The following is a 22,835-nucleotide window of genomic DNA, read 5'->3' on the forward strand; positions in this document are numbered from 1 at the left end:
CCTGCGCGCGGCTCGTCGACAGGGCCCTGCGGGGCCTTGCCTTCGTTGCAGCACGCCGCGCATAGTTGTCGCCCGGCCCCTCAGCCCTGAAAGGATCTCGTCGTGCGTCGGCTTCGGATTGCCACTGCCCTGCTCGTCAGCCTGCTGACCCTGTTCTTGCCGCTGCCGGCTTCGGCCGAACAAGGCTCGGGGTGGTCGATGCTGCTCGACGAGCAGGCCAACCTGCAACTGTCCGACGTGCGCTCCGAGCGTTACCGCAGCCAGTTCAGTCCAGTGGAGCTCGAGGCACTGGACGCCGCCGAGCCCGGCCAGGCGCTGTGGCTGCACTATCGCCTGGAGCCTGGCGAGCAGGCCCGCGTACTGCGCATCTTCGCGCCGGATCTGTCGCGCCTGGACCTCTACGCGCTCGACGACGGCAAGCTGCTGCGCGAGTCGCATCCGGGAAATCACCCAGGCAAGGCCCGCACGGGGGTGAGCAGCAGCGACCAGGTGCTGGTATTGCCCAACGCCACCGCTGCCCTGGACGTCTACGTGCGACTGGTATCCGAGCACTATCTGCGTCCCGCCATCAGCCTGGAATCGGCGGCGCAGGCGGCCAGCGACCAGCGTCAGCCGCTGCTGTTCGGGATGCTGTTCGGCGCACTGGTGATGCTGATCCTGCACAACCTCATCCGCTTTCTCTACACCCGCTCCGGCACGACCCTGGTGTTGGCGCTCTACCATGGGCTGATGCTGCTCAGCGCGTTGATCCTGCTCAACCTGTTCGGGCCCTGGTGGCAGCTGTGGCACAGCGCGCAGACCCCTGCCGCCTACCTGGCGCTGGTCTTCGCCGGCATCGCCGGGCTGCATTTCACCCAGCGTTTCTTCAGCCCTTGCGCCAACCAGCCGTTCAACCGGTTGCTGCAGGTCGAGATGCTGGCCGCGGCGGTGTGCGGCCTGCTGCTGTTGTTCGTCGACACGCTGCCGCTGAACCTTTCGACCTATAGCCTGCTCGCCCTGGGCAGCCTGAGCATGCTGCTGACCAGCGCCTACCACTGGTACAAGGGCTACGCTCCGGCGCGCCTGTTCACGGCGGGGATGCTGGTGTTCACCCTCGGCGGGCTGGTGCTGCTGCCGGCACTGCTGGGCCTGACCCGCACGCCCACCCCCTGGCTGCTGTGCATCCTGCTGGGGCTGACGGTGGTCAGCGGCCTGCTGCTCAACCTGGCGGTGAGCGAGCGCCTGCGCAAGACCGACGAGGAGCGGGTCCGCGCCAGCCGCGCCCTGGCCGCCAGCAACGCCGAGATCAATGCCAAGGCCGAGTTCCTGGCCAAGATCAGTCACGAAATCCGCACCCCCATGAACGGTGTGCTGGGCATGACCGAACTGCTGCTCGGTACACCGCTGTCGGTGAAGCAGCGCGACTACGTGCAGACCATCCACAGCGCCGGCAACGAGCTGCTGACCCTGATCAACGAGATTCTCGACATCTCCAAGCTCGAATCCCGGCAGATCGAACTCGACGACGTGCAGTTCGACCTGCACGCCCTGATCGAGGATTGCCTGAACATCTTCAGGGCCAAGGCCGAGCAGCAGAGCGTCGAGCTGATCAGCTTCACCCAGCCCCAGGTACCGCGCGTCATCAGCGGCGACCCGACGCGTCTGCGCCAGGCGCTGTCCAGCCTGCTCGAAAGCGCGCTGAAGAACGCCGACCAGGGCGAGATCCTGCTGGTGGTCGCCCTGGATCAGCGCGGTGACACGGTGCGCTTGCGCATCGCCGTGCAGGACAGCGGCGAGGCGATGCCCAGCGCCGAGCGCGAGGCGCTGTTGCAGGCCGAACTGCACAGTCACCATTTCCTTTCCAGCAACAAGCTCGGCGGACACCTGGGCCTGGTGATCGCCAAGCAGCTGATCGGCCTGATGCAGGGCGAGTTCGGCATCAAGACCAGCACCAGCCGGGGCAACACCCTGTGGCTGACCCTGCCCCTGGACCCCAGCCGTCTCGAACAGCCGACCGCCGACCTCGACGGCTCGCTGCGTGAGGCGCGGGTGCTGGTGGTGGACGACAACGACACCTGTCGCAAGGTGCTGGTCCAGCAATGCAGTGCCTGGGGCATGAACGTCAGCGCCGTGCCGTCCGGCAAGGAAGCCCTGGCCCTGCTGCGCACCAAGGCGCACCTGCGCGACTACTTCGACGCGGTGCTGCTGGATCAGAACATGCCCGGCATGACCGGCATGCAGTTGGCGGCCAAGATCAAGGAAGACCCCAGCCTCAACCACGACATCCTGGTGATCATGCTCACCGGCATCAGCAATGCGCCGAGCAAGGTCATCGCCCGCAACGCCGGTATCAAGCGCATCCTGGCCAAGCCCGTGGCCGGCTACACCCTCAAGACCACCCTGGCCGAGGAGCTGGCCCAGCGCGGTCGGGAAACAGCGATCGCCGCCGCGCTGGGCAGCGCACCGGCGCCACTGGAGCTGCCTGCGGACTTCCGCATTCTGGTCGCCGAGGACAACAGCATTTCCACCAAGGTGATCCGCGGCATGCTGGGCAAGCTGAACCTGGAGCCCGACACCGCGAGCAACGGCGAGCAGGCGCTGCTGGCCATGCAGCGCCAGCGCTACGACCTGGTGCTGATGGACTGCGAAATGCCCGTGCTCGACGGCTTCTCCGCCACCGAGCGCCTGCGCGACTGGGAGCGCAGCCAGCAACGGCCACGCACGCCGGTGGTGGCGCTCACCGCGCACATTCTCGGTGAGCACAAGGAGCGGGCACTGCAGGCTGGCATGGACGGCCACATGGCCAAGCCCGTGGAGCTGTCGCAGTTGCGCGAGCTGATCCAGTTCTGGGTCAACCAGCGCGACACCGCCCGCGATTGCCCCTGAGCGCGCGCTGGCCGACGAGCCTCAGAGGTCGTAGTCGAGGATGCGCCGCAGGGCCACCTCCACCACGTTCTTCTGCACCTTGGGCAGGTGGCTGTTCTCGAATGCCAGGAGGTTGAACCGCACCAGCTCGGCGCGCACGTTCTTCAGGCTGCGCTGGCGCTTGATGAACCCCGCTTCCCAGGTATCGCGCTGGTCGATCTCATGGTACAGCACCATGTCGACGCGATGCTGCCCCGCAGGGGCACAGGGCAGCAGCTGGAAGTGCTGGCGCTCGCGGGCGTGGCGCTCCAGCTCGGCCAGGGGCCGTGCAGCGTTGGCCAGCCTGGCCAGCGAGACCTGTACCGAGTCGGCGAAATGCCCACCGGCGGTCTTCGAGATCAGGCTCAGCACTTTGTCCACCTGATCGGCACGGGCGCTGTCCGGCCAGTGGATCTGCTCGGCCGTGACCGCGTCCCAGCCCATGAACTTGAGCTGGTTGCGGTAGTAGGCGAACCAGTCCTGCACCAGGCCTTGCTCGAAGGCATCCTGGGTGGCGCGCTCGGCCAAGGCCAGGGCCAGTTTGACCTTGTCCCGCTGGCTTGCCGACACGCCCGACAGGAACGACACCACACCAGCGCCGATCACCGCGGCATGGGCTTCACTCATGGCGACCCCCTTCCACTGCCAGACGGCGTGGTTTGTCGCGCTCTTTCTGCGCGACCAGGGCATGCAGCTCGTCTCGCTGCGCCGCGAACAGCGCGCCGTCGAGTTTCAGCGACAACGCCCGCAACGTCAGCGCGGTGGCCGGCAGCGTGCGCCGCAGCGCGGCGATCAGCGCGGTGCGGTCGATCGGCTGCGGGCTGTGAGTAGAGATGCTGCACAGGTCCAGTGTGGGCCCGGCGCCGAGCAGGCCGAACTCGACGCTCAGGGCATGCGTGGAGCCTTGGTCGTGAACGGCGAAGGTCAGCAACTGATCAAGCGCCTCGGGTCGATCCAACAGCCGCTGGCTGATGGTGCTCAACAGGCCGTCGAAGTCGAGGTGGCGCTGCGTCGTCCATTCGGCCAGGGGCCGCGCGGCAGCGCCCTCGACAGATGCGCCGGTGGTACTCTCGTGGGCACTGGACAGACGAAGCCAGCGCAGCGAGGCGAAGCCCTGGCGATAAGCCATGGCCCAGGCATCTTCGTGGGCGAAGCGCTCGCCGGCCTGCTTGGTGGCGACCAATTGGCAGTAATGCAACGAGTCGAGGGCATCGGCGCGCTGCCGAGGGTCGAGGTCGGGCGGCATCAGCAGTGCGCTGTGGCCGATGAGCATCAGCCCGTGGTCATCGTAGGTCATGATCGAACTCCCTTGCGTGCAGGTCGCAGGTGCGGCGCCCGCAGACGCCGCGCCCCGGATCAGATGTCGTACTGCAGCACGTTTTCGACGCTGCGCACGCCCAGCTTGTCCTCGACGGTGGCGCGCACCTTGTCGTAGACGAAGCTGTTCAAGGTCAGTACCGCCTGCCCGGCGTAGTAGTCGGCGCGGTCGAGCTTGAGCTGCACGCCCAGCACGTCGTCGTCCAGGTTCGGCGCGGTCGACTGCACGCAGCTCATGACCATCACCACGTCCCCTTTCTCGGTTTCCAGGCAGGCCGCCATGCCGATCACGCCACGGTCCTTGCTCTTCTTCTTGTGATGGACGATGCGCGTGTCGTTTTCCACGGAGGTGAGCTTGTCGAAGGCTTTCTTGGCCAGCTCACCCAGCACAGTGCCACCGATCAGCGCGCTGCCAGCAGCACCGATGACCCGCACGGCGACCGCGCCCAGGGTGACGCTCAGCTCGGTCGAGCTTTCCTTTTCGAAACTGCGCTTAGGGGTGGTGAAGCCCAGGTCGCGCATGGCATCGAGGAACTTGTCGTACCAGGCCTTGCCGTCTTTCTCGATATCCAGCGTCTTGTCCGCCGCCAGGGTGGCGAAGTGGAAAGCGTTCTTCACGTCCCGACGGTGCTGCTCGGACATGCCGGCGCCGTAGGCCAGCAGGTTGCCTTCGACCAGCAGGCCGGCGTCGGTGCTTGGGGTAGCGTTGTCGTCGCTCATGGGAATCTCCTTGGTTGTCCCTGACCATCAGGGACAACCACATTAGCCAGAGCGCGCCGGCACGGGCGCTCTGAAGGAGTTCCTCTCAGGTCAGCGGTGCGGGGGGTACCAGCGTGGGGTATAGACCCACGGCGTGCCGCCGGGATGCTGAAACACGCAGGTGGTGGACGAGCCCAGCAGCACCATGGTGCGCATGTCGACCCTTTCGGGCGTCAGTTCGGCCAGCGTTGTTACCGTCAGCGTCTGCCCGGGACGGCCGATGTCGCGGCCCAGCACCACGGGCGTCTGCCCATCGCGATGCCGGCGCACGATGTCCAGGGCCTGGCCCAGCTGCCAGGGACGGGCACGGGAGATCGGGTTGTAGAACGCCAGCACCAGGTCGGCCTGGGCGGCCAGGTCCAGGCGTTTTTCGATGATCGACCAGGGTTTGAGGTTGTCCGACAGCGACATCACGCAGAAATCGTGGCCCAGCGGTGCACCGGCCTGGGCGGCGGTGGCCAGCGAGGCCGAGACGCCGGGCAGTATCTGCAGGTCGACCCGGTGCCAGGCAGGGTCGGTCGATTCGTGCAGCGCCTCCAGGACCGCCGCGGCCATGGCGAACACGCCCGGATCGCCCGAGGACACCACCACCACCGAACGGCCTTGGGCGGCCAGTTCGAAGGCGTGCCGGGCACGCTGCATCTCTTCGCGGTTGTCGGTGCAGTGCAGCACCTGATCGGCGCGGAACGGGCCGGCCATGCGCACGTAGGTTTCATAGCCGAGCACGTCTTCGGCGCGCGCCAGCTCGGCCTTGACCGCCGGCACCATCAGCTCGGCCGCACCGGGGCCGAGGCCGATCACCGCCAGGCGACCACGACCGCGCCCCACCTTCCGGGGCTCGAGGGGCGCATTGGCCACGCCGATCAGCAAGCCGTCGCGCGCTATCAACTGCGCGGCGCTGACCGTGCGCTGTACCGTGCTGGCCAGGCCGTCGGCGGTGGTGAAGCGCAGCGGCACGTCCAAGGCGCGAGCCGCCTCGTGCAGCGCCGGTTCGGCCATGGCCCGTTCATCTGCCAGCAGGCACACCAACGAAGCCTCGGCGAGGTGCTCGGCGGCCAGCGCGGCGCGCACGCGCGCGGCCAGGTCGCCGGCGTGTACGGACTGGGCGCTGGCCGCCTCGATGGCCACCAGCACCGAGCGCGGATGAATCAGCAGCTCGTCGCGACTCGGCGCGCGTGCCGTGCAGCTCACGTGCAGGCTCAGCCGCGCATCGTCGGCCTGGGTGAGGGCGGCCTGGGCCAGCCAGGGCGCGGCGCCTTCGATGCGCAACGCCTCGCCGGCCAGCAGGTCGGAAACGAAACGCTTGCCCTGCTCCAGGTCGGCCAGGGCATAGCCCGCTGGCGGGTTGAGCAGGCAGGTGCCGAACCGCAGCTCGCCGCTGGTGGTGATCGCCGCCGCCACGCCCAGCGCCTCGCCGATCTCGCGGGCCAGGCGGTTGACCCCGCTGAGCCCGCCCAGCAGCGGTACCACTGCACTGCCATCCTCGGCCACGGCCAGCACGGGTGGCTCAGTGCCTTTCTCGTCGAGTACCGACGCCAGGCTACGGATGACGATGCCGGCGGCGCACAGGGCGACGATGGGCACGCCCTCGCGGTACAGGCCGCGCAAGGTGTCGCCGAAGTTCTCATAGAGGTGGTCCACCCCTTCGACGCGGCCGCTCAGGCCATGGATGCGGGCCTGGGGCAAGCGCTGCTGCACGCGCCTGGCGGTGGCCAGGCTACCCGCACCGAGGATGACGATGGCGATGGCGTCGTGGTCGTTCATCCCTGCCATTTTTCCCCCGGCACCACGATCAGCGAAAAATACGGCGAGGATTGCGGATCCACCTCATCGAGGGCGACGATCTTCTGGTTGGCCATGGTCGCCCGTTCCACGTAGAGCGCCCGCCGATCCAGCCCCAGTTCGGCGAGCACCTGGCGCACCTTGGGGAAATTGCGCCCCAGCTTCATGATCACCGCCGCATCGGCCTCGGCCAGACGCCGCTTGAGGTCCTCGTGGGGCAGCACACCGCTGAGCACGGTCAGGGTCTGGTTGCGGTAGACCAGCGGCGCGCCCAGCACCGAGGCGCCGCCGAGCATCGAGCATACGCCCGGTATCACCTGCGCGTCGTAGCGCGGGGCCAGGCGATCGTGCAGGTACATGTAGGAGCCGTAGAAGAACGGGTCGCCTTCACAGATCACCGCCACGTCGCGGCCGGCGTCCAGGTGTTCGGCGACCTGCATGCTGGCTTCGTCGTAGAAATCGCTGATCACCTGCTCGTACGACAGCGGTGCCGGCAGCGCTTCGGTGGTCACCGGGTAGACCAGCGGCAGCAGGGTCTGCTGCGCGTGCAGGTGGCCCTCGATGATGCCGAAGGCATTGCCGCGCTTGCCCTTGGCCACGAAGTAGGCGATCACTTCGGCCTCGCGCAGCAGGCGCAGAGCCTTGAGCGTGATCAGTTCCGGGTCGCCGGGCCCTACGCCCAGGCCGAGCAGACGTCCGCGAGGCTGCATCACTCCACCTCCGTGGCCAGGGCGTTTACCGCCGCCGCCGCCATGGCGCTACCGCCCAGGCGACCCTGCATGATCACGAAGGGCACGCCACGGCTGTCGGCGGCGAGCATGGCCTTGGACTCGGCCGCGCCGACGAAGCCCACCGGGAAGCCGAGGATCAGCGCCGGTTTCGGCGCGCCGGCATCGAGCATTTCCAGCAGATAGAACAAGGCCGTGGGCGCGTTGCCGATCACCACCACGCTGCCCTGCAGATGGCTTCGCCACAGTTCCAGGGCCAGCGCCGAGCGGGTGTTGCCGGCCGCCTTGGCCATCGCCGGCACGCGCGGGTCGCGCAGGGTGCAGATGACCTCGTTGTTGGCTGGCAGCCGGGCGCGGGTGATGCCTTCGGCGACCATGTGCGCATCGCACAGGATCGGCGCACCGCTAGCCAGGGCCTCGCGCCCGGCGCGACCGGCGCCTTCGGAGAATTGCAGGCCGTCGACGGCCTCGACCATGCCACAGGCATGGATCACCCGCACCGCGAGCTTTTCCAGGTCGGCAGGAATACGTTCCAGGCGCGCCTCCTGGCGAATGATGCGGAAGGAATTGCGATAGATCTCCTGACCATCGCGAATGTAGTCAATCATCGAGGTGCTCCGTCGGCAGGTCGAGCATGGCGCCTGCTTCTTCTGGGGTAAGGTCGCACGCGCGCAGGCTGCCGAATCCCGGCAGGCGCGCGTCGCGCAGATAGAGGTCGTAGCGACCCGGCGCCCGGGCCAGCAAGGTGGCGGGCGCGACATGGGCCAGGGCGCAGGAACGTGGGCAGCCGGTCAGGTGCACGCTGGCGGGGGCGCCGCGGTGCAGCAGGGCGGCGACGACCCGTGCGTCGCGCTTGGTGTCGGCCAGACCGCGCGCGCAGCCGTTGGCGCCGGTGCAGGCCGCGACGCGCGCCAACGGGTGCTGCACCTGGTCGATCAGGCCCAGGTGGGCCAGGGCGGCCTGTACCGGCACCCGTCGCTGCGGGTCCAGGTTGGGCAGGACCAGGCTCTGCCAGGGCGTCAAGCGCAGGCTGCCGTCCCCTGCCAGACGAGCCTGCTGAGCCGCGCCGCGCAGCATCGCCGGGGTCAGGCGACCCAACGGCGGGGCCACGCCCAAGGCCATGCCATCACGCTGGGCCAGCAGGCCCAGCCAGGCGGACGTCGCCGGCGCACGACGCCAGCCACACACGGCGGCGTCGCGACGCAGGGTCAGGCCCAGGCCGTCGATGAACACCTGGGTCGAACAGTCCTGCAACAACTGGCGCATGCGCGACTGCTCAGGGCTGGCCAGGGCCAGGAAGCGCTCCAGCACCGCGTGCACCAAGGCCAGGCCCTGCGCCAGCGGCACGGCGCCCAAGGGCGCGTCGTGGCCCGGACAGCCGGCCAGGCCGAAGGCGAGCCAGGGCCGCTGCTCCAGGGTCAGCGCCGACAGCCACAGGTCATGGGGGTGGGCCAGCATCGCCAGGTCTTCGCCGCCGTCCAACTGGAGGGCGAACTTGGCCGACAGCGCGTGCAGCGCCGGAGTGGTTTCCAGCAGGTGCAGGATCTGCCCCGCCAGCGGGCGCACATCGACCACGCTCGCCGGGTCCACCCCCGCCAGGGGGCTGAGCATCAGGTTGCGCACATCGTCGCCGGCCGCCTCGCGCGGGCCGAGGCCGGCGCCGAGCAGGTGGTCGATCAAGGCGGCGTGCTGGGCGCCGATGCCGCGGATCTGCAGGTTGGCGCGGTTGGTCGCCTCGATCACGCCCGAGCCGTAGCGTTCGGCCGCCTCGGCCACCGCCTCGGCCTGCTCGGCCGACAACTGCCCGCCGGGCAACTTGACCCGACAGATACCACCATCGGCCGCCGCGACGATGCGCCACAACCCCGGACAGGCCGAGGGACGGGGTGCAGCGACGGGGGCGTGGGTGGGCTTCAAGCGGGTGTCCGGCAATCGTCAGGGCGCGCGTGGGCAATCGAGGCGCGGTATTATGCCTGCTTTGTCCGTCCGCATGAAAAGCCGGCGGTCGAGCAACCCATCGGGACGGAATCGAGACATGGCCCCCTGGCTGACGGTAGTAGGCATCGGCGAAGACGGATTCAGCGGCCTGGGCAAGCAGGCCCGGCGCGCGCTGCTGGGCGCGTCGATCCTCTTCGGCGGCCCGCGCCAGCTCGCGCTGCTGCCGCGCTGCGTGGTCGGTCAGCGCCAGCCGTGGCCGAGCCCGTTTTCCCTGGCACCGGTGCTGGCGCTGCGCGGCCAGCCGGTGTGCGTGCTGGCCAGCGGCGACCCGATGTTCTACGGCGTCGGCGCCAGCCTGGCGCGCCAGGTGCCCGCCGAACAGATGCGCGTGCTGTCGATGCCCTCCTCCTGCGCCCTGGCCGCTGCGCGCCTGGGCTGGCCGTTGCAGGAGGTGCAGGTGGTGTCGCTGGTGGCGCGGCCATTGGCCGCGCTCAACGCCCAGCTTTACAGCGGCGTGCGCCTGCTGGTGCTGAGCAACGACGGCGACAGCCCCGCCGCCATCGCCACGCTGCTGCGCGAGCGTGGCTTCGGTCCCAGTCGCCTGAAGGTCTTCGAGCACCTGGGCGGCGCCGAGGAACGCTGCCTGAGCGGCACCGCCGAACACTGGCCCCATGCCCGCCTCGCCGCCCTCAACCTGGTGGCCATCGAGTGCCAGGCCACGCCCCACGCGGCGTGCCTGTCGCCGATCTGCGGCCTGCCCGACAGCGCCTTTCGCCACGACGGCCAACTGACCAAGCGGGACGTGCGCGCCATCACCCTGGCGCGCCTGGCACCACAGCCGGGCGAGCTGTTGTGGGACGTCGGTGCCGGCTGCGGCTCGATCGGCATCGAATGGATGCGTGCCCACCCCAGTTGTCGAGCACTGGCCATCGAGGCCGACGAGGGCCGCCAGGGCTTCGTCGAATTCAACCGTGAGCAACTGGGCGTGCCCGGCCTGCACCTGGTGCGCGGCAAGGCGCCCGAGGCATTGCAGGGGCTGGAGCGTCCCGATGCGGTGTTCATCGGCGGCGGTGTCACCGCCGAGGGCGTGCTGGCGCACTGCTGGGCGCAGCTGCGTCCGGGCGGGCGGCTGGTGGCCAATGCCGTGACCGTGCAGAGCGAGCTGGCCCTGGCGCAGTTTCGCGAGCGCCATGGCGGCGAGCTGACCCGTATCCATGTGGCCCAGGCCCAGGCACTGGGTCGTTTCGACACCTGGCGCCAGGCCCTGCCGATCACCCTGCTCGAGGTGGTCAAGCCCGTCGATGCGTGAAGAGACCCGCGAACAGCCCGCGCCCCTGCGCAGCGGCCTGACCACCGGCAGTTGCGCCACCGCCACCAGCCTCGCCGCCGCACGCCTGCTGCTCACCGGCCAGGCGATGGATGCCGTGCAGATCACCTTGCCCAAAGGGCGGCAGGTGCAGATGCGCCTGGAGTTCTGTCGCGGTGACGGCGAGCAGGCCGAGGCGGGCACCCTGAAGGATGCCGGCGACGACCCTGACGTGACCCATGGCGCCCTGCTCTACAGCCAGGTGCGCCTGAGCGCCACGCCGGGCGTGCGCTTCTTCGCCGGGCACGGCGTGGGCACGGTGACGCGCCCCGGCCTGGTGCTGGCGGTGGGCGAGCCGGCGATCAACCCGGTGCCTCGGCGCATGATCGGCGAGCACCTGCAGCGCCTGGCCGAGCACTGCGCCTATGACGGCGGTTTCGAGGTCACGGTGAACGTCCAGGGCGGTGCCGAACTGGCACTCAAGACCATGAACCCACGGCTGGGCATTCTCGGCGGGCTGTCGATCCTGGGCACCAGCGGCATCGTCCGGCCGTTTTCCTGCGCCGCCTACATCGCGTCCATCCACCAGGGCATCGACGTCGCCCACAGCAATGGCTGCACGCACATCGCCGCCTGCACCGGCAACGCCAGCGAAGACACCATGCGCCGGGTCTACGGCCTGCCGGAAATGGCCCTGATCGAAATGGGCGACTTCGTCGGCGCCGTGCTCAAGCACCTGCGCAAGGTGCCGGTGGCACGCCTGAGCCTGTGCGGCGGTTTCGGCAAGATCAGCAAGCTGGCCGCCGGGCACATGGATCTGCACAGCCGCCATTCGAGCATCGACCTGCCGCAGCTGGCCGGCTGGGCGGCCGACATCGGCGCCGACTCGGCGCTGCAAGCCTCGATCGTCGCGGCCAACACCAGCCAGCAGGCGCTGGCCCTGGCCCATGCTGCCGGGGTGGCCCTGGGCGATGCGGTCTGCGCCCATGCCCTGGCCTTCGCCCGCAGCGTGGTGCCGGCGCGGGTACAGGTGGAAGTGTTCGCCATCGACCGCCAGGGCGGGGTGGTGGGTACGGCCGGTGTGGCGCCACGGCCATGGTGACGGGACGTATCCTGCTGCTCGGCGGCGTCACCGAGGCCCTGGCCCTGGCCCGCCTGCTCGGCCCCACCCACGTCTACAGCCTGGCGGGCATCGGCCGCGTGCCCGACGACCTGGCCTGCCAGGTGCGGGTCGGTGGTTTCGGCGGTGCCGAAGGCCTGGCCGACTACCTGCGAGCCGAACGTATCGACCTGCTGATCGACGCCACCCATCCCTATGCGGCCCGCATCAGCGCCAATGCGGCACTCGCGGCGCGGGCCGCCGGCGTGGCGTGCTGGGCCTTGCGACGACCGGCCTGGCAGGCGCAGCCGGGGGACGACTGGCGCGATGTCGAGGATTGGGCCGCATTGATGCAGGCGCTGAGGCCGTTCCAGCGGCCGCTGTTCACCCTGGGGCGCGAGCCGTTGCAGCACCTGGAAGCCATCCCCGCCCATCAGTTCTGGACCCTGCGCGCCCTGCAGGCCTGCCCCGGCAATGCCCGCTGCGAAGTGATCGGCGCCCGCGGGCCCTTTCACCTGGATGACGAGCGTGCGTTGTTCGCCCAACGGCGGATCGACGTGCTGGTGAGCAAGAACAGCGGCAGCGTCGCCACCGAGCCGAAGCTGCAGGTGGCGCGCGAACTCGGGCTGCCGGTGCTGGTGCTCAAGCGTCCGGCGCTGCCCGAGGTGGATAGGCAGTTCGCCTCGGTGGCCGCCTTGAAGGCCGCCTTGATGCTCTGACGCTGCAATGGACGACATCGCCTGGCCACGCCGTGAGAAAAATCTCCAACGGCAGCGGATCGGTCCGGTTTTCCGCAAGCGGCCGGGCGCCGAATGGTCTTGATCGACACAGTGCCGTAAACTTCGTTCTCCCTCAGCCCAAGGCCCTGCCCATATGGAAATGCAATGGTGGATCTGGCTCGTCTTCGGCATCGCCCTGATCCTGCTCGAACTGGTGCTGCCGACCTTCTTCATCCTCTGGTTCGGCATCGGCGCCGTGCTGGTGGGGCTGATCGCACTGGCCGCGCCGACGCTGCAACTGGACCTGCAGGTGCTGCTCTGGGTGATCCTGTCCTCGCTCACCACCCTGGTATGGTTCAAGCTGTTTCGCAACCGCAAGCCGGACGTGCGCTGGACCGCCGACAGCGTGATCGGCGAAGCGGGCCTGCTCACCGCCAGCGTGTCGCAATTCCAGAAAGGCCGCGTGCGGTTCCAGAAGCCCGTGCTGGGCAACGAAGAATGGACCTGTGTCGCCGACACCGACATCGCCGCCGGCGAGCGGGTACGCCTGGCGGCCATCGAAGGCAACATCGCGCGGGTCACCCGCCCCTGAACCCCCGTTGAAAGGAAGCTAGCAATGACCAGCCTCATCGTCGTCGGCGCCATCGCCCTGTTCGTGCTGATCACCGTGTTCAAGGGCGTGCGCATCGTGCCCCAGGGCGAGGAGTGGATCGTCGAGCGCCTGGGCCGCTACCACAGCACCCTCAAGCCCGGCCTGAACATCCTGGTGCCGTACATGGACGTGGTGGCCTACCGCCTGCCGACCAAGGACATCATCCTCGACGTGCAGCAGCAGGAAATCATCACCCGCGACAACGCGGTGATCGTCGCCAATGCGCTGTGCTTCGCCAAGGTGGTGGACCCGCAGAAGGCCTCCTACGGCGTACAGAACTTCTCCTTCGCCGTCACCAGCCTGACCATGACCTCGCTGCGCGCCATCGTCGGTGCCATGGACCTGGACGAGGCGCTGTCCAGCCGCGAGCAGATCAAGGCGCGCCTGCGCGAAGCGATGTCCGAGCAGACCGAAGACTGGGGCGTGACCGTGCGCTCGGTGGAAATTCAGGACATCAAGCCCTCGGAAAACATGCAGAAGGCCATGGAGCGCCAGGCCGCTGCCGAACGCGAGCGAAAGGCCGACGTGACGCGCGCCGAAGGTGCCAAGCAGGCAGCCATTCTGGAGGCCGAGGCGCGGCTTCAGGCCGCGCGCCTGGACGCCGAAGCGCAGATCAGCCTGGCCGAAGCCTCGGCACGCTCCATCTCGCTGGTACGCGAGGCGGTGGGCAACGAGACCACCCCGGCCATGTACCTGCTGGGCGAGCGCTACATCGGCGCCATGGAAAACCTCGCCGGCAGCGGCAACGCCAAGGTGGTGGTGTTGCCGGCGGACCTGCAGGAAACGGTGCGCGGCCTGCTGGGCCGGGCCAAGGGCTGAAGCCGGCGCCCCGCTGCGGCAGATCACCGCACCGGGGCGTTTTTCCCTATACTGCGCCGTACAATAGCCCCCTGATTCCTGACCGGATCTCTCCATGCCCCCACGTCGGCACATCGCCTGGATCGCCTGCCTTGCAGTGCTGTTCAACCTGCTGGCCATGCCGCTGTCTTCTGCCGCGCCCAAGGGCCCGGCCGAGCAGCTGCTGTGGGGGGCCTTCTGTTCCAGCGGCGGCGGCAAGGCCACGCTGGACGTGCAGGGCCTGGCCAAGATCGACCTCGGCCAGCAGGATGCCCATTCCAACATGCAGCACTGCTGGTGCTGCTCCGGTGGTGCGCCGATGCTGGCGCTGGGTGGCCAACCGCTGCGCATGCACGGCCCGCAACCGGTGGCCTTCAGCCCACCCCCGCCGCTCGCCACGCACCAACCCACGCCGCGCCAGCAGTGGCCGGCCCTCAATCCGCGCGCCTCTCCCCTGGCCTGAGTTCCCTGCCGTTCCCGAACCTGATCAGACCGGAGAATCCCAATGCTCAAGCACGCCCTCGTCCTGGCCGCCCTGCTGCTGCCCGGCGCTTTCGCCAACGCCCATGAATACACCGCCGGCGAGCTGCACATCGTCCATCCCTGGTCGCTGCAACTGCCGCCGAACGCGCCGAATGTCGCGGCCTACTTCGTGGTGCATAACAACGGGCCGGTCGATGACCGCCTGCTGGGCGCCGACAGCCCGCTGAGCGACGACACCCAGCTGCACGAGCACGTCAAGACCAGCAGCGGCGCCATGCAGATGCAGCAGGTGCACAGCGTGGTGGTGCCGGCCGGCAAGGACCTGGTTTTCGCCCCCAGCGCCTACCACGTGATGCTCATGCAGCCCAAGGACCGCAGCCTGCTCGGCGACGGCCAGCGCTTCCCGCTCACCCTGCACTTCGAGAAGGCCGGCGACGTCACCGTGCAGGTCGCCGTGCAGAAGCAGGCGCCTGCCGACCAGCCCGCAGGGCACGATCACGCCCACTGATCGCTGATCGGCGCTGGCCATGAGCCTGTCGCGACTGCGCTCGGCCCGCAGCACCCGCCCTGATCGCAGGCGCGTCGGTGGCGGCTGGCTGAGCCTGTTCGCCATGTGGATGATCTTCATCGGACCACTGGTTTCCCAGTCGATGCCGATGGATCATCACGCCGGTATGTCAATGCCCATGGACATGGACATGCGCATGCCCATGGCGCCTGCCGCGCCGGCGGTAATCGACCCTGCTGGTCAGCATGTCGAAGCGAGCACGGCCGAGCACTGCCACGACGGCCAACTGCACGCCGACTGGGAACGCTGCGGCTACTGCAGCCTGCTGTTCAACTGCCCCGCCCTGCCCCAGACCCTCAGCCCGCTCAGCGCCAGCCGTGTGCCGCCGCCGGTGCCGGGTAGCGCTCCCACCCGCCAGGGCCATGCCCTGCACGCCGTGTTCCCCGGTGCGCGCAGTCGGGCGCCGCCACCTTCGATCGTCGTCTGAACCGCCCATTGCATGTCCGAGGCCCACTGGCCTCGCGCTTCCTCACGACTGATCGACTGGAATCATTATGTCCGGCTGCACCCCCATGTCCGCGCTCCCGCGCACCCTCGCCCTGTTCTGCGGCTCGCTGCTCAGCCCCCTGGCACTGGCCGTCGCCGCCGTCCCGCAGGACCACGACAGCGCCGAGCTGAGCCCCACGGTCATCACCGCCGTGGCCCCTAGCTCGCCGCTGACCATCGTCACCAACCCCAAGGACCCGCGCCAGCCCGTACCGGCCAGCGACGGCGCCGACTACCTCAAGACCATCCCCGGCTTCTCCGCCATCCGCTCAGGCGGCACCAACGGTGATCCGGTGCTGCGCGGCATGTTCGGCTCGCGCCTGAACATCCTCACCAACGGCGGCGTGATGCTCGGCGCCTGCCCCAACCGCATGGACGCGCCCACCTCGTACATCTCGCCGGAAACCTACGACCGACTGACCGTCATCAAGGGCCCGCAGAGCGTGATCTGGGGGCCGGGCGGTTCGGCCGGCACCATCCTCTTCGAGCGCGAGCCGGAGAAATTCGGCAGCCTCGGCAGCCGGGTCAACGCCAGCCTGCTGACCGGCTCCAACGGCCGCTTCGACAAGGTGCTGGACGCGGCGGCCGGCAACGACCAGGGCTACGCCCGCTTCGTCGGCAACCAGTCGCGCTCGGACGACTACCACGACGGCCACGGCGACACCGTGCCGTCGCGCTGGGACAAGTGGAACGGCGACCTCACCCTGGGCTGGACCCCGGATGCCGATACCTTGCTCGAACTCACCGCCGGCAAGGGCGATGGCGAAGCCCGATACGCCGGGCGCGGCATGGACGGCTCGCAGTTCAAGCGCGAAAGCCTGGGCCTGCGTTTCGAGAAATCCAACCTGGGTGAGGTGCTCGACAAGGTCGAGGCGCAGGTCTACTACAACTACGCCGACCATGTGATGGACAACTACAGCCTGCGCACCCCCTCGGGCAGCGGCATGATGGGCATGCCGATGGTCAGCAACGTCGATCGCCGCACCCTCGGCGCGCGCCTCAAGGCCACCTGGCGCTGGGCCGACGTGCAGTTGATCAGCGGTCTGGACGCGCAGACCAACGAGCACCGCACGCGCGGCGGCATGGGTATCGATGCGCACAAAGGCCAGCCATGGACCAAGGATGCCGACTTCCATAACTACGGCGTGTTCGGCGAACTGACCTGGTACGCCACCGGCCAGGATCGGCTGATCAGCGGCGCCCGTCTGGACCGCGCCTCGGCACGGGATTTCCGCCAGGCCAGCGCTACCGGCGGCGACACCCGCGCCGACACCCTGCCCAGCGGCTTCGTGCGCTACGAACACGACCTCGCCTCCCTGCCCGCCACTACTTACATCGGCCTGGGCCACGCCCAGCGCTTCCCGGATTACTGGGAGCTGTTCTCGCCAAAGCGCGGCCCCGCCGGCTCGGTCAACGCCTTCGAGGCGATCAAGCCGGAAAAGACCACCCAGCTCGACTTCGGCATCCAGTACCAGGGCGAGCGCCTGGACGCCTGGGCGTCGGGCTACGTCGGCCAGATCCGCGACTACATCCTGTTCGACTACCGCACCGGGATGATGGGCATGAGCAGCTCCCAGGCGCAGAACATCGATGCGCGCATCCTGGGCGGTGAACTGGGCGCCGCCTACCGCCTGGACGAGCACTGGAAGGCCGACGCCACTCTGGCCTACGCCTGGGGCAAGAACAGCAGCGACGGCAAGGCCCTGCCGCAGATGCCACCCCTGGAAAGTCGGCTGGGCCTGACCTACAGCCGTGACGCCTGGAGCGTCGGTGGCTTGTGGCGCGTGGTCGCCGCGCAGCACCGCATCGCCGAGAACCAGGGCAATGTGGTCGGCAAGGACTACGAAAAAAGTGGCGGTTTCGGGGTGTTCTCGCTCAATGGCGCCTACAAGGTCAACGGCAATCTCAAGCTCAGCGCCGGGGTCGACAATCTGTTCGACAAGCCCTACGCCGAGCACCTGAACCTGGCGGGCAACGCCGGCTTCGGCTACCCGGCCCCGGACCCGCAGCCGGTCAGCGAGCCTGGCCGAACCTTCTGGACCAAGGTCGATTTCAGCTTCTGACCCAACCCTTCGGGGCGCGGCCACGACCGCGCCCCATCCTGTTTCGATCGGAGACACCGTGAGCACGCCGAAACCTTCTTTCTACAACCTGGCCTGGCGCTGGCATTTCTACGCCGGGCTGTTCGTCGCACCGTTCATGATCCTGCTGGCCATCACCGGCATCATCTACCTGTTCAAGCCGCAGCTCGACCCGCTGATGTACCGCGACCTGATGGTGGTCGAGGCCGGTGCCCAGCGCCAGAGCGCCGACACCTTGCTGGCCAGCGTGCGGCTGGCTTATCCACAAGCACACGTGGGCCAGTACCTGCCCCCGCCCAGCGCCGAGCGCAGCGCTCAGTTCGTGGTACACGACGCCGGCCGCGAGCTGAACGTGTTCGTCGACCCGTACAGCGCCCGGGTGCTCGGCGCCCAGGACGGCAAGCGCAACCTGCAAGCCATCGCCCGCGCCCTGCACGGCGAGCTGATGATCGGCACCCTCGGCGACCGCCTGGTGGAGCTGGCGGCGGGCTGGGGCATCGTGCTGGTGGTGTCCGGGCTGTACCTGTGGTGGCCGCGAGGACGCAGCGGCGCCGGGGTGCTGTGGCCGCGCCTGACGGCACGCGGGCGCCTGCTGTGGCGCGACCTGCATGCGGTGGTCGGCTTCTGGGGCTCGGCCCTGCTGCTGTTCATGCTGCTCAGCGGCATGACCTGGACCGGCCTGTGGGGCAAGCAGTACGCCGCGCTGTGGAACCGCTTCCCGGCGGCCATGTGGACCGAGGTACCGGTGTCCGACCAGCAGGCCGGTGCGCTGAACACGGCGCATCGCCAGACCGTGCCGTGGGCGCTGGAGAACACGCCCATGCCGGTGTCCGGCGCGCATGCCGAGCACATGGGCCACGGCCAGGCTCACAGCGCGCCGGCCGCGCCGCAGGTCAGCCTGCAACAGGTGCAGGACCTGGCCGATGCCCGTGGCGTGGCGCCGGGCTACAGCATCACCGCGCCGACCACCGCGCAAGGTGTGTTCACCGTATCGGTGTTCGCCGACGACCCGCGTCACGACGCCACCCTGCATGTGGACCAGTACACCGGCAAGGTCCTGGCCGATGTGCGCTGGCAGGACTACGGCACCGCGGCGCGTGCCACCGAGCTTGGGGTGATGCTGCACGAGGGGCGGATGTACGGGCCGGTGCACCAGGCGTTGATCCTGCTGGTGTGCCTGATGATCCTGCTGGGCGCTTTGAGTGGCCTGGTGATGTGGTGGAAACGCCGGCCCCAGGGCGGCCTGGGCGTGCCTCGGCTGCGCCATGACCTGCCACGCTGGAAGACGGCGGTGGGCGTCATGCTGGTGCTGGGCGTCGCGTTTCCGTTGGTCGGGGTGTCGATGGTGGTGATGTGGCTGATCGACGGTGTGGTGCTGCGGCGCAGCCGGCGTGCGCTGACGGCCTGATCGTGTCGAGCGAGTGTTCGCCGCACCGGCACCGGTTCGCGGCGTACGCGGCGTACCCGGCACTGAAGCGGTAGTCATCGGACTATTCCTTGATACCTATCAGCCCTTTCCGACGACCACGCCGCCAGAATCGTGCCGATCTGCCACACCCGCGTTCGGCGTGCAGCGTGGTAGCCTAACCGACTTTCGCTCACAAAAAGACTGACCCTCACCGGAATGCAGCCTATGACCCCAACCTCGCCTCCACCGGCAGACGACCAGCATCTGCAACGTAATCTGACCAACCGCCACATCCAGCTCATCGCCATCGGCGGCGCCATCGGCACCGGCCTGTTCATGGGCTCGGGCAAGACCATCAGCCTGGCCGGGCCGTCGATCATCTTCGTCTACATGATCATCGGCTTCATGCTGTTCTTCGTCATGCGTGCCATGGGCGAGCTGCTGCTGTCGAACCTGAACTACAAGTCGTTCATCGATTTCTCCGCCGACCTGCTCGGCCCCTGGGCCGGCTACTTCACCGGCTGGACCTACTGGTTCTGCTGGGTGGTCACCGGCATCGCCGACGTGGTGGCGATCGCCGCCTACACCCAGTTCTGGTTTCCCGAACTGCCGCAGTGGATCCCCGCGCTCACCTGCGTGGCGGTGCTGCTGTCGCTGAACCTGGTGACGGTCAAGCTGTTCGGCGAAATGGAGTTCTGGTTCGCCCTGATCAAGATCGTCGCCATCCTCGGCCTGGTCGCCACCGGCCTGTACATGGTGGTCACCGGCTTCACCTCGCCGAGCGGGCGCACCGCGCAACTGGCCAACCTGTGGAACGACGCCGGCATGTTCCCCCACGGCCTGATGGGCTTCTTCGCCGGGTTCCAGATCGCCGTGTTCGCCTTCGTCGGCATCGAACTGGTAGGCACCACCGCCGCCGAAGCGAAGAACCCCGAGCGCACCCTGCCGCGGGCGATCAATTCGATCCCGATCCGCATCATCGTGTTCTACGTGCTGGCCCTGGTGGCGATCATGGCGGTGACGCCGTGGCGCGACGTGGTGCCGGGCAAGAGCCCGTTCGTCGAGCTGTTCGTGCTGGCCGGCCTGCCGGCGGCGGCGAGCATCATCAACTTCGTGGTGCTCACCTCGGCGGCGTCCTCAGCCAACAGTGGCGTGTTCTCCACCAGCCGCATGCTGTTCGGCCTGGCCCAGGAAGGCGATGCGCCCAAGGCCTTCGAGCGCCTGTCGCGGCGCGCCGTGCCGGCCAACGGCCTGTACTTCTCCTGCACCTGCCTGCTGCTGGGCGCGGTGCTGATCTACCTGGTGCCGAACGTGATCGAAGCCTTCACCCTGGTGACCACGGTGTCGGCGGTGCTGTTCATGTTCGTCTGGACGCTGATCCTGCTGTCGTACCTGAGCTACCGCAAGCACCGCGCGGCGCTGCATGAACGGTCGAACTACAAGATGCCTGGCGGGCGCTTCATGTGTGGCGTGTGCCTGGTGTTCTTCGCCTTCATCCTGGTGCTGCTGAGCCTGGAGGCCGACACCCGCTCGGCGCTGGTGGTCACGCCGATCTGGTTCCTGCTGCTGGCGATCACCTACCAGTTCGTGCGCAAGAAACGCCAGGCGCGTGGGGCCGTGCGTCAGGGCTGAGCAAGCTGGGGCCGTCTCGCGGCGGCCCCCATGGACGCCTAGGCGGGCTCCAACCCCTCCAGCACCGCCTCGGTCAGGGCCACGCCCTTCTCCAGCGAGTTCTCGGTGGCCGTGAGCAGACTGCGCAGCGGCTCGGCCACCTGTTCCAGCGCCAGGGCGTTGGTTTCATACGCCGCCTTGAGCGCCGCGAGGGCGCAGACCAGCGCATCGGCGCTGTCGATGCCGGCGCGTACGGTGCAGATGGGATCGTGGGCCTGATGGCAGGTGCCGTAGTGCAGGGTGGCCGTGACGGGCCGGTGGCGATTGAATGTCTCGGGCGGGCTCTGCGTCATGGCCGGCCCTCCCGCTGAAGGATTGTGACGGGTGGATCTGGAACGATCTTCTTGAGCATGGTGCTTCTCCTTGCGGCTCTCCGTAATGACGCTCCGCGCCCATACGCCAATATGGGTGGGCGGAGCCGTGCGGGTTGGCGTGCCGGACAGAGAGAACCGGTGAGCCCGAAGGCTCCCACACACGGCCCCGCCCATGACGGGTGCAGCCATGCTGAACACCATCGCAGCAAGCGGCGGTGCTCGGTCTCTCTGTAGGCGGGACGCCAATCCCGAACCGCAGAATCTACTGCGGCACGGCACGGTACTCAACCGGCCGTTATGTGTCAAAAATCTTCAGAAAACTCTGACCCCACCCCCAGCCCCACCCCGGTGCATCCTGTCGCCGCCTGCACCAGCACGGCCCTCGTCCACGCCCCTTATCGAAGCGCAGGCCCTCTGCAACAAGGCTTCGCGCACCACGGCACAGCCTTTGCAATCGCCCTCTGCACCAGCATCACCCCCCATCCAGCGGAGAGAGCACATGAAGCGTCGCAGTCTGATCAAGGCCTTTACCCTCAGCGCATCGCTCGCGGCCATGGGCCTGAGCTGGAGCCTGCACGCCGCCGAGACCATCAAGGTCGGCATCCTGCATTCGCTGTCCGGCACCATGGCCATCTCCGAGACGTCGCTCAAGGACATGGCGCTGATGACCATCGAGCAGATCAACGCCCAGGGCGGGGTCAACGGCAAGATGCTCGAGCCGGTGGTGGTGGACCCGGCGTCCAACTGGCCGCTGTTCGCCGAGAAGAGCCGTCAGTTGTTGACCCAGGACAAAGTGGCGGTGGTGTTCGGCTGCTGGACTTCGGTGTCGCGCAAGTCGGTGCTGCCGGTGTTCGAGGAACTCAACGGCCTGCTGTTCTACCCCGTGCAGTATGAAGGCGAGGAAATGTCGCCCAACGTGTTCTACACCGGCGCGGCGCCCAACCAGCAGGCGATTCCGGCCGTGGAATACTTGATGAGCGAAGACGGCGGCAGCGCCAAGCGCTTCTTCCTGCTGGGCACCGACTACGTCTACCCGCGCACCACGAACAAGATTCTGCGCGCCTTCCTGCACAGCAAGGGTGTGGCCGACAAGGACATCGAAGAGGTGTACACCCCGTTCGGCCACAGCGATTACCAGACCATCGTCGCCAACATCAAGAAGTTCTCCGCTGGCGGCAAGACGGCAGTGATCTCCACCGTCAACGGCGACTCCAACGTGCCGTTCTACAAGGAACTGGCCAACCAGGGCCTGAAGGCCACCGAGGTGCCGGTGGTGGCGTTCTCGGTGGGTGAAGAGGAACTGCGCGGCATCGACACCAAGCCGCTGGTGGGCCACCTGGCCGCCTGGAACTACTTCGAGTCGGTGGAGAATCCGGTGAACGAGAAGTTCGTCGCCGACTGGAAGGCCTATGCCAAGGCCAAGGGCCTGCCAGGCGCCGACAAGGCGGTGACCAACGACCCGATGGAAGCCACCTACGTGGGCATCCACATGTGGGCGCAGGCCGTGGAGAAGGCCGGCAGCACCGATGTGGACAAGGTGCGCCAGGCCCTGGCCGGGCAGACCTTCGCGGCGCCGTCGGGCTTCACCCTGACCATGGACGCCACCAATCACCACCTGCACAAGCCGGTGATGATCGGCGAAATCCAGGACGACGGGCAGTTCAGCGTGGTGTGGCAGACCGAGCAGCCACTGCGGGCGCAGCCCTGGAGCCCGTTCATTCCGGGCAACGACAAGCGGCCTGATCATCCGGTGAAGGGCCAGTGAGACCCGGGGCCGCGCCGCGGCCCATTCGCGGCGGTGCCC

Annotated in this window: 21 protein-coding genes; 13 read left to right on the top strand and 8 right to left on the bottom strand. The window is 68.2% G+C overall.

Features of this window, described 5'->3' with window-relative positions; translation table 11 throughout:
- The first annotated feature begins 102 nt into the window (after positions 1 to 102).
- Positions 103 to 2,865: a hybrid sensor histidine kinase/response regulator gene (locus IAE34_RS04775; protein ID WP_200137714.1), complete on the top strand. Its 2,763-nt coding sequence runs from the start codon at positions 103 to 105 to the stop codon at positions 2,863 to 2,865.
- Between the two features lie 21 nt (positions 2,866 to 2,886).
- On the opposite strand, the gene IAE34_RS04780 is transcribed toward IAE34_RS04775, so the two are convergent.
- From IAE34_RS04780 to cobG, 7 genes are all read right to left on the bottom strand, one after another.
- Complete coding sequence (locus IAE34_RS04780; protein ID WP_200137715.1) at positions 2,887 to 3,510, bottom strand: hypothetical protein; 624 nt, start codon at positions 3,508 to 3,510, stop codon at positions 2,887 to 2,889.
- Complete coding sequence (locus IAE34_RS04785) at positions 3,503 to 4,180, bottom strand: hypothetical protein (RefSeq protein ID WP_200137716.1); 678 nt, start codon at positions 4,178 to 4,180, stop codon at positions 3,503 to 3,505. Before IAE34_RS04785 ends, IAE34_RS04780 begins: the two co-directional genes overlap by 8 nt.
- Before the next feature lie 59 nt (positions 4,181 to 4,239).
- Complete coding sequence (locus IAE34_RS04790) at positions 4,240 to 4,920, bottom strand: hypothetical protein (RefSeq protein ID WP_200137717.1); 681 nt, start codon at positions 4,918 to 4,920, stop codon at positions 4,240 to 4,242.
- A 90-nt stretch (positions 4,921 to 5,010) separates the two neighbouring features.
- Entirely contained in the window at positions 5,011 to 6,732 is a 1,722-nt protein-coding gene (cobJ, locus tag IAE34_RS04795) for a precorrin-3B C(17)-methyltransferase (RefSeq protein ID WP_200137718.1), read from the bottom strand.
- The gene (locus IAE34_RS04800; RefSeq protein WP_200137719.1) at positions 6,720 to 7,451 is read right to left on the bottom strand and encodes a precorrin-2 C(20)-methyltransferase; all 732 of its coding nucleotides are present in this window, start codon (positions 7,449 to 7,451) and stop codon (positions 6,720 to 6,722) included. The genes cobJ and IAE34_RS04800 overlap by 13 nt, the downstream gene beginning before the upstream one ends.
- On the bottom strand, positions 7,451 to 8,077 hold the full coding sequence (locus IAE34_RS04805) for a precorrin-8X methylmutase (protein WP_200137720.1): 627 nt from the start codon (positions 8,075 to 8,077) through the stop codon (positions 7,451 to 7,453). The genes IAE34_RS04800 and IAE34_RS04805 overlap by 1 nt, the downstream gene beginning before the upstream one ends.
- Positions 8,070 to 9,401 (bottom strand): precorrin-3B synthase, encoded by a 1,332-nt coding sequence (cobG, locus tag IAE34_RS04810; RefSeq protein WP_442793183.1) that lies wholly within the window; start codon positions 9,399 to 9,401, stop codon positions 8,070 to 8,072. The genes IAE34_RS04805 and cobG overlap by 8 nt, the downstream gene beginning before the upstream one ends.
- Positions 9,402 to 9,504: 103 nt before the next feature.
- On the opposite strand from cobG, the gene cbiE reads away from it, so the two are divergent.
- The 11 genes from cbiE (at position 9,505) to cycA (ending at position 20,678) form a co-directional block, all read left to right on the top strand.
- A complete protein-coding gene (gene cbiE, locus IAE34_RS04815; protein ID WP_200137722.1) occupies positions 9,505 to 10,716 on the top strand; it encodes a precorrin-6y C5,15-methyltransferase (decarboxylating) subunit CbiE in 1,212 nt (403 codons plus the stop codon).
- Positions 10,709 to 11,815 carry a cobalt-precorrin-5B (C(1))-methyltransferase gene (locus IAE34_RS04820; protein ID WP_200137723.1) on the top strand — a complete coding sequence of 369 codons (1,107 nt, stop codon included), beginning with the start codon at positions 10,709 to 10,711 and terminating at the stop codon, positions 11,813 to 11,815. Before cbiE ends, IAE34_RS04820 begins: the two co-directional genes overlap by 8 nt.
- Positions 11,812 to 12,531 (top strand): cobalt-precorrin-6A reductase, encoded by a 720-nt coding sequence (locus IAE34_RS04825; protein WP_200137949.1) that lies wholly within the window; start codon positions 11,812 to 11,814, stop codon positions 12,529 to 12,531. Before IAE34_RS04820 ends, IAE34_RS04825 begins: the two co-directional genes overlap by 4 nt.
- Positions 12,532 to 12,685: 154 nt before the next feature.
- Positions 12,686 to 13,123, top strand: a complete 438-nt coding sequence (locus IAE34_RS04830) for an NfeD family protein (protein ID WP_200137724.1) — start codon at positions 12,686 to 12,688, stop codon at positions 13,121 to 13,123.
- 24 nt (positions 13,124 to 13,147) lie between these two features.
- The gene (locus IAE34_RS04835; RefSeq protein ID WP_200137725.1) at positions 13,148 to 14,002 is read left to right on the top strand and encodes an SPFH domain-containing protein; all 855 of its coding nucleotides are present in this window, start codon (positions 13,148 to 13,150) and stop codon (positions 14,000 to 14,002) included.
- 94 nt (positions 14,003 to 14,096) lie between these two features.
- On the top strand, positions 14,097 to 14,483 hold the full coding sequence (locus IAE34_RS04840; RefSeq protein WP_200137726.1) for a DUF2946 domain-containing protein: 387 nt from the start codon (positions 14,097 to 14,099) through the stop codon (positions 14,481 to 14,483).
- Positions 14,484 to 14,525: 42 nt separating this feature from the next.
- Positions 14,526 to 15,011, top strand: a complete 486-nt coding sequence (locus IAE34_RS04845) for a copper chaperone PCu(A)C (RefSeq protein WP_200137727.1) — start codon at positions 14,526 to 14,528, stop codon at positions 15,009 to 15,011.
- A gap of 19 nt (positions 15,012 to 15,030) precedes the next feature.
- Positions 15,031 to 15,498: a DUF2946 domain-containing protein gene (locus IAE34_RS04850; protein ID WP_200137728.1), complete on the top strand. Its 468-nt coding sequence runs from the start codon at positions 15,031 to 15,033 to the stop codon at positions 15,496 to 15,498.
- A gap of 67 nt (positions 15,499 to 15,565) precedes the next feature.
- The gene (locus IAE34_RS04855) at positions 15,566 to 17,620 is read left to right on the top strand and encodes a TonB-dependent copper receptor (RefSeq protein ID WP_200137729.1); all 2,055 of its coding nucleotides are present in this window, start codon (positions 15,566 to 15,568) and stop codon (positions 17,618 to 17,620) included.
- A 58-nt stretch (positions 17,621 to 17,678) separates the two neighbouring features.
- Positions 17,679 to 19,046, top strand: coding sequence for a PepSY-associated TM helix domain-containing protein (locus IAE34_RS04860; RefSeq protein WP_200137730.1), 1,368 nt, complete (start codon positions 17,679 to 17,681; stop codon positions 19,044 to 19,046).
- A 225-nt stretch (positions 19,047 to 19,271) separates the two neighbouring features.
- On the top strand, positions 19,272 to 20,678 hold the full coding sequence (gene cycA / locus IAE34_RS04865; RefSeq protein ID WP_200137731.1) for a D-serine/D-alanine/glycine transporter: 1,407 nt from the start codon (positions 19,272 to 19,274) through the stop codon (positions 20,676 to 20,678).
- Between the two features lie 38 nt (positions 20,679 to 20,716).
- Here cycA and IAE34_RS04870 read toward each other — a convergent pair whose 3' ends face one another.
- On the bottom strand, positions 20,717 to 21,010 hold the full coding sequence (locus IAE34_RS04870) for a hypothetical protein (protein WP_200137732.1): 294 nt from the start codon (positions 21,008 to 21,010) through the stop codon (positions 20,717 to 20,719).
- Between the two features lie 520 nt (positions 21,011 to 21,530).
- On the opposite strand from IAE34_RS04870, the gene urtA reads away from it, so the two are divergent.
- Entirely contained in the window at positions 21,531 to 22,796 is a 1,266-nt protein-coding gene (gene urtA, locus IAE34_RS04875; protein ID WP_200137733.1) for an urea ABC transporter substrate-binding protein, read from the top strand.
- Positions 22,797 to 22,835: the final 39 nt, after the last annotated feature.

The sequence above is a fragment of the Pseudomonas sp. S30 genome (assembly GCF_016518545.1).
In the GTDB taxonomy this organism is placed as follows: domain Bacteria; phylum Pseudomonadota; class Gammaproteobacteria; order Pseudomonadales; family Pseudomonadaceae; genus Aquipseudomonas.

Coding starts and splice junctions, on each gene's coding strand:
- IAE34_RS04845 (WP_200137727.1), top strand. CDS start 14,526: ATGCTCAAGCACGCCCTCGTCCTGGCCGCCCTGCTGCTGCCCGGCGCT.
- IAE34_RS04830 (WP_200137724.1), top strand. CDS start 12,686: ATGGAAATGCAATGGTGGATCTGGCTCGTCTTCGGCATCGCCCTGATC.
- IAE34_RS04820 (WP_200137723.1), top strand. CDS start 10,709: ATGCGTGAAGAGACCCGCGAACAGCCCGCGCCCCTGCGCAGCGGCCTG.
- IAE34_RS04785 (WP_200137716.1), bottom strand. CDS start 4,180: ATGACCTACGATGACCACGGGCTGATGCTCATCGGCCACAGCGCACTG.
- IAE34_RS04840 (WP_200137726.1), top strand. CDS start 14,097: ATGCCCCCACGTCGGCACATCGCCTGGATCGCCTGCCTTGCAGTGCTG.
- IAE34_RS04780 (WP_200137715.1), bottom strand. CDS start 3,510: ATGAGTGAAGCCCATGCCGCGGTGATCGGCGCTGGTGTGGTGTCGTTC.
- IAE34_RS04850 (WP_200137728.1), top strand. CDS start 15,031: ATGAGCCTGTCGCGACTGCGCTCGGCCCGCAGCACCCGCCCTGATCGC.
- IAE34_RS04790 (WP_200137717.1), bottom strand. CDS start 4,920: ATGAGCGACGACAACGCTACCCCAAGCACCGACGCCGGCCTGCTGGTC.
- urtA (WP_200137733.1), top strand. CDS start 21,531: ATGAAGCGTCGCAGTCTGATCAAGGCCTTTACCCTCAGCGCATCGCTC.
- cobJ (WP_200137718.1), bottom strand. CDS start 6,732: ATGGCAGGGATGAACGACCACGACGCCATCGCCATCGTCATCCTCGGT.
- IAE34_RS04855 (WP_200137729.1), top strand. CDS start 15,566: ATGTCCGGCTGCACCCCCATGTCCGCGCTCCCGCGCACCCTCGCCCTG.
- cbiE (WP_200137722.1), top strand. CDS start 9,505: ATGGCCCCCTGGCTGACGGTAGTAGGCATCGGCGAAGACGGATTCAGC.
- IAE34_RS04805 (WP_200137720.1), bottom strand. CDS start 8,077: ATGATTGACTACATTCGCGATGGTCAGGAGATCTATCGCAATTCCTTC.
- cycA (WP_200137731.1), top strand. CDS start 19,272: ATGACCCCAACCTCGCCTCCACCGGCAGACGACCAGCATCTGCAACGT.
- IAE34_RS04835 (WP_200137725.1), top strand. CDS start 13,148: ATGACCAGCCTCATCGTCGTCGGCGCCATCGCCCTGTTCGTGCTGATC.
- IAE34_RS04870 (WP_200137732.1), bottom strand. CDS start 21,010: ATGACGCAGAGCCCGCCCGAGACATTCAATCGCCACCGGCCCGTCACG.
- IAE34_RS04800 (WP_200137719.1), bottom strand. CDS start 7,451: ATGCAGCCTCGCGGACGTCTGCTCGGCCTGGGCGTAGGGCCCGGCGAC.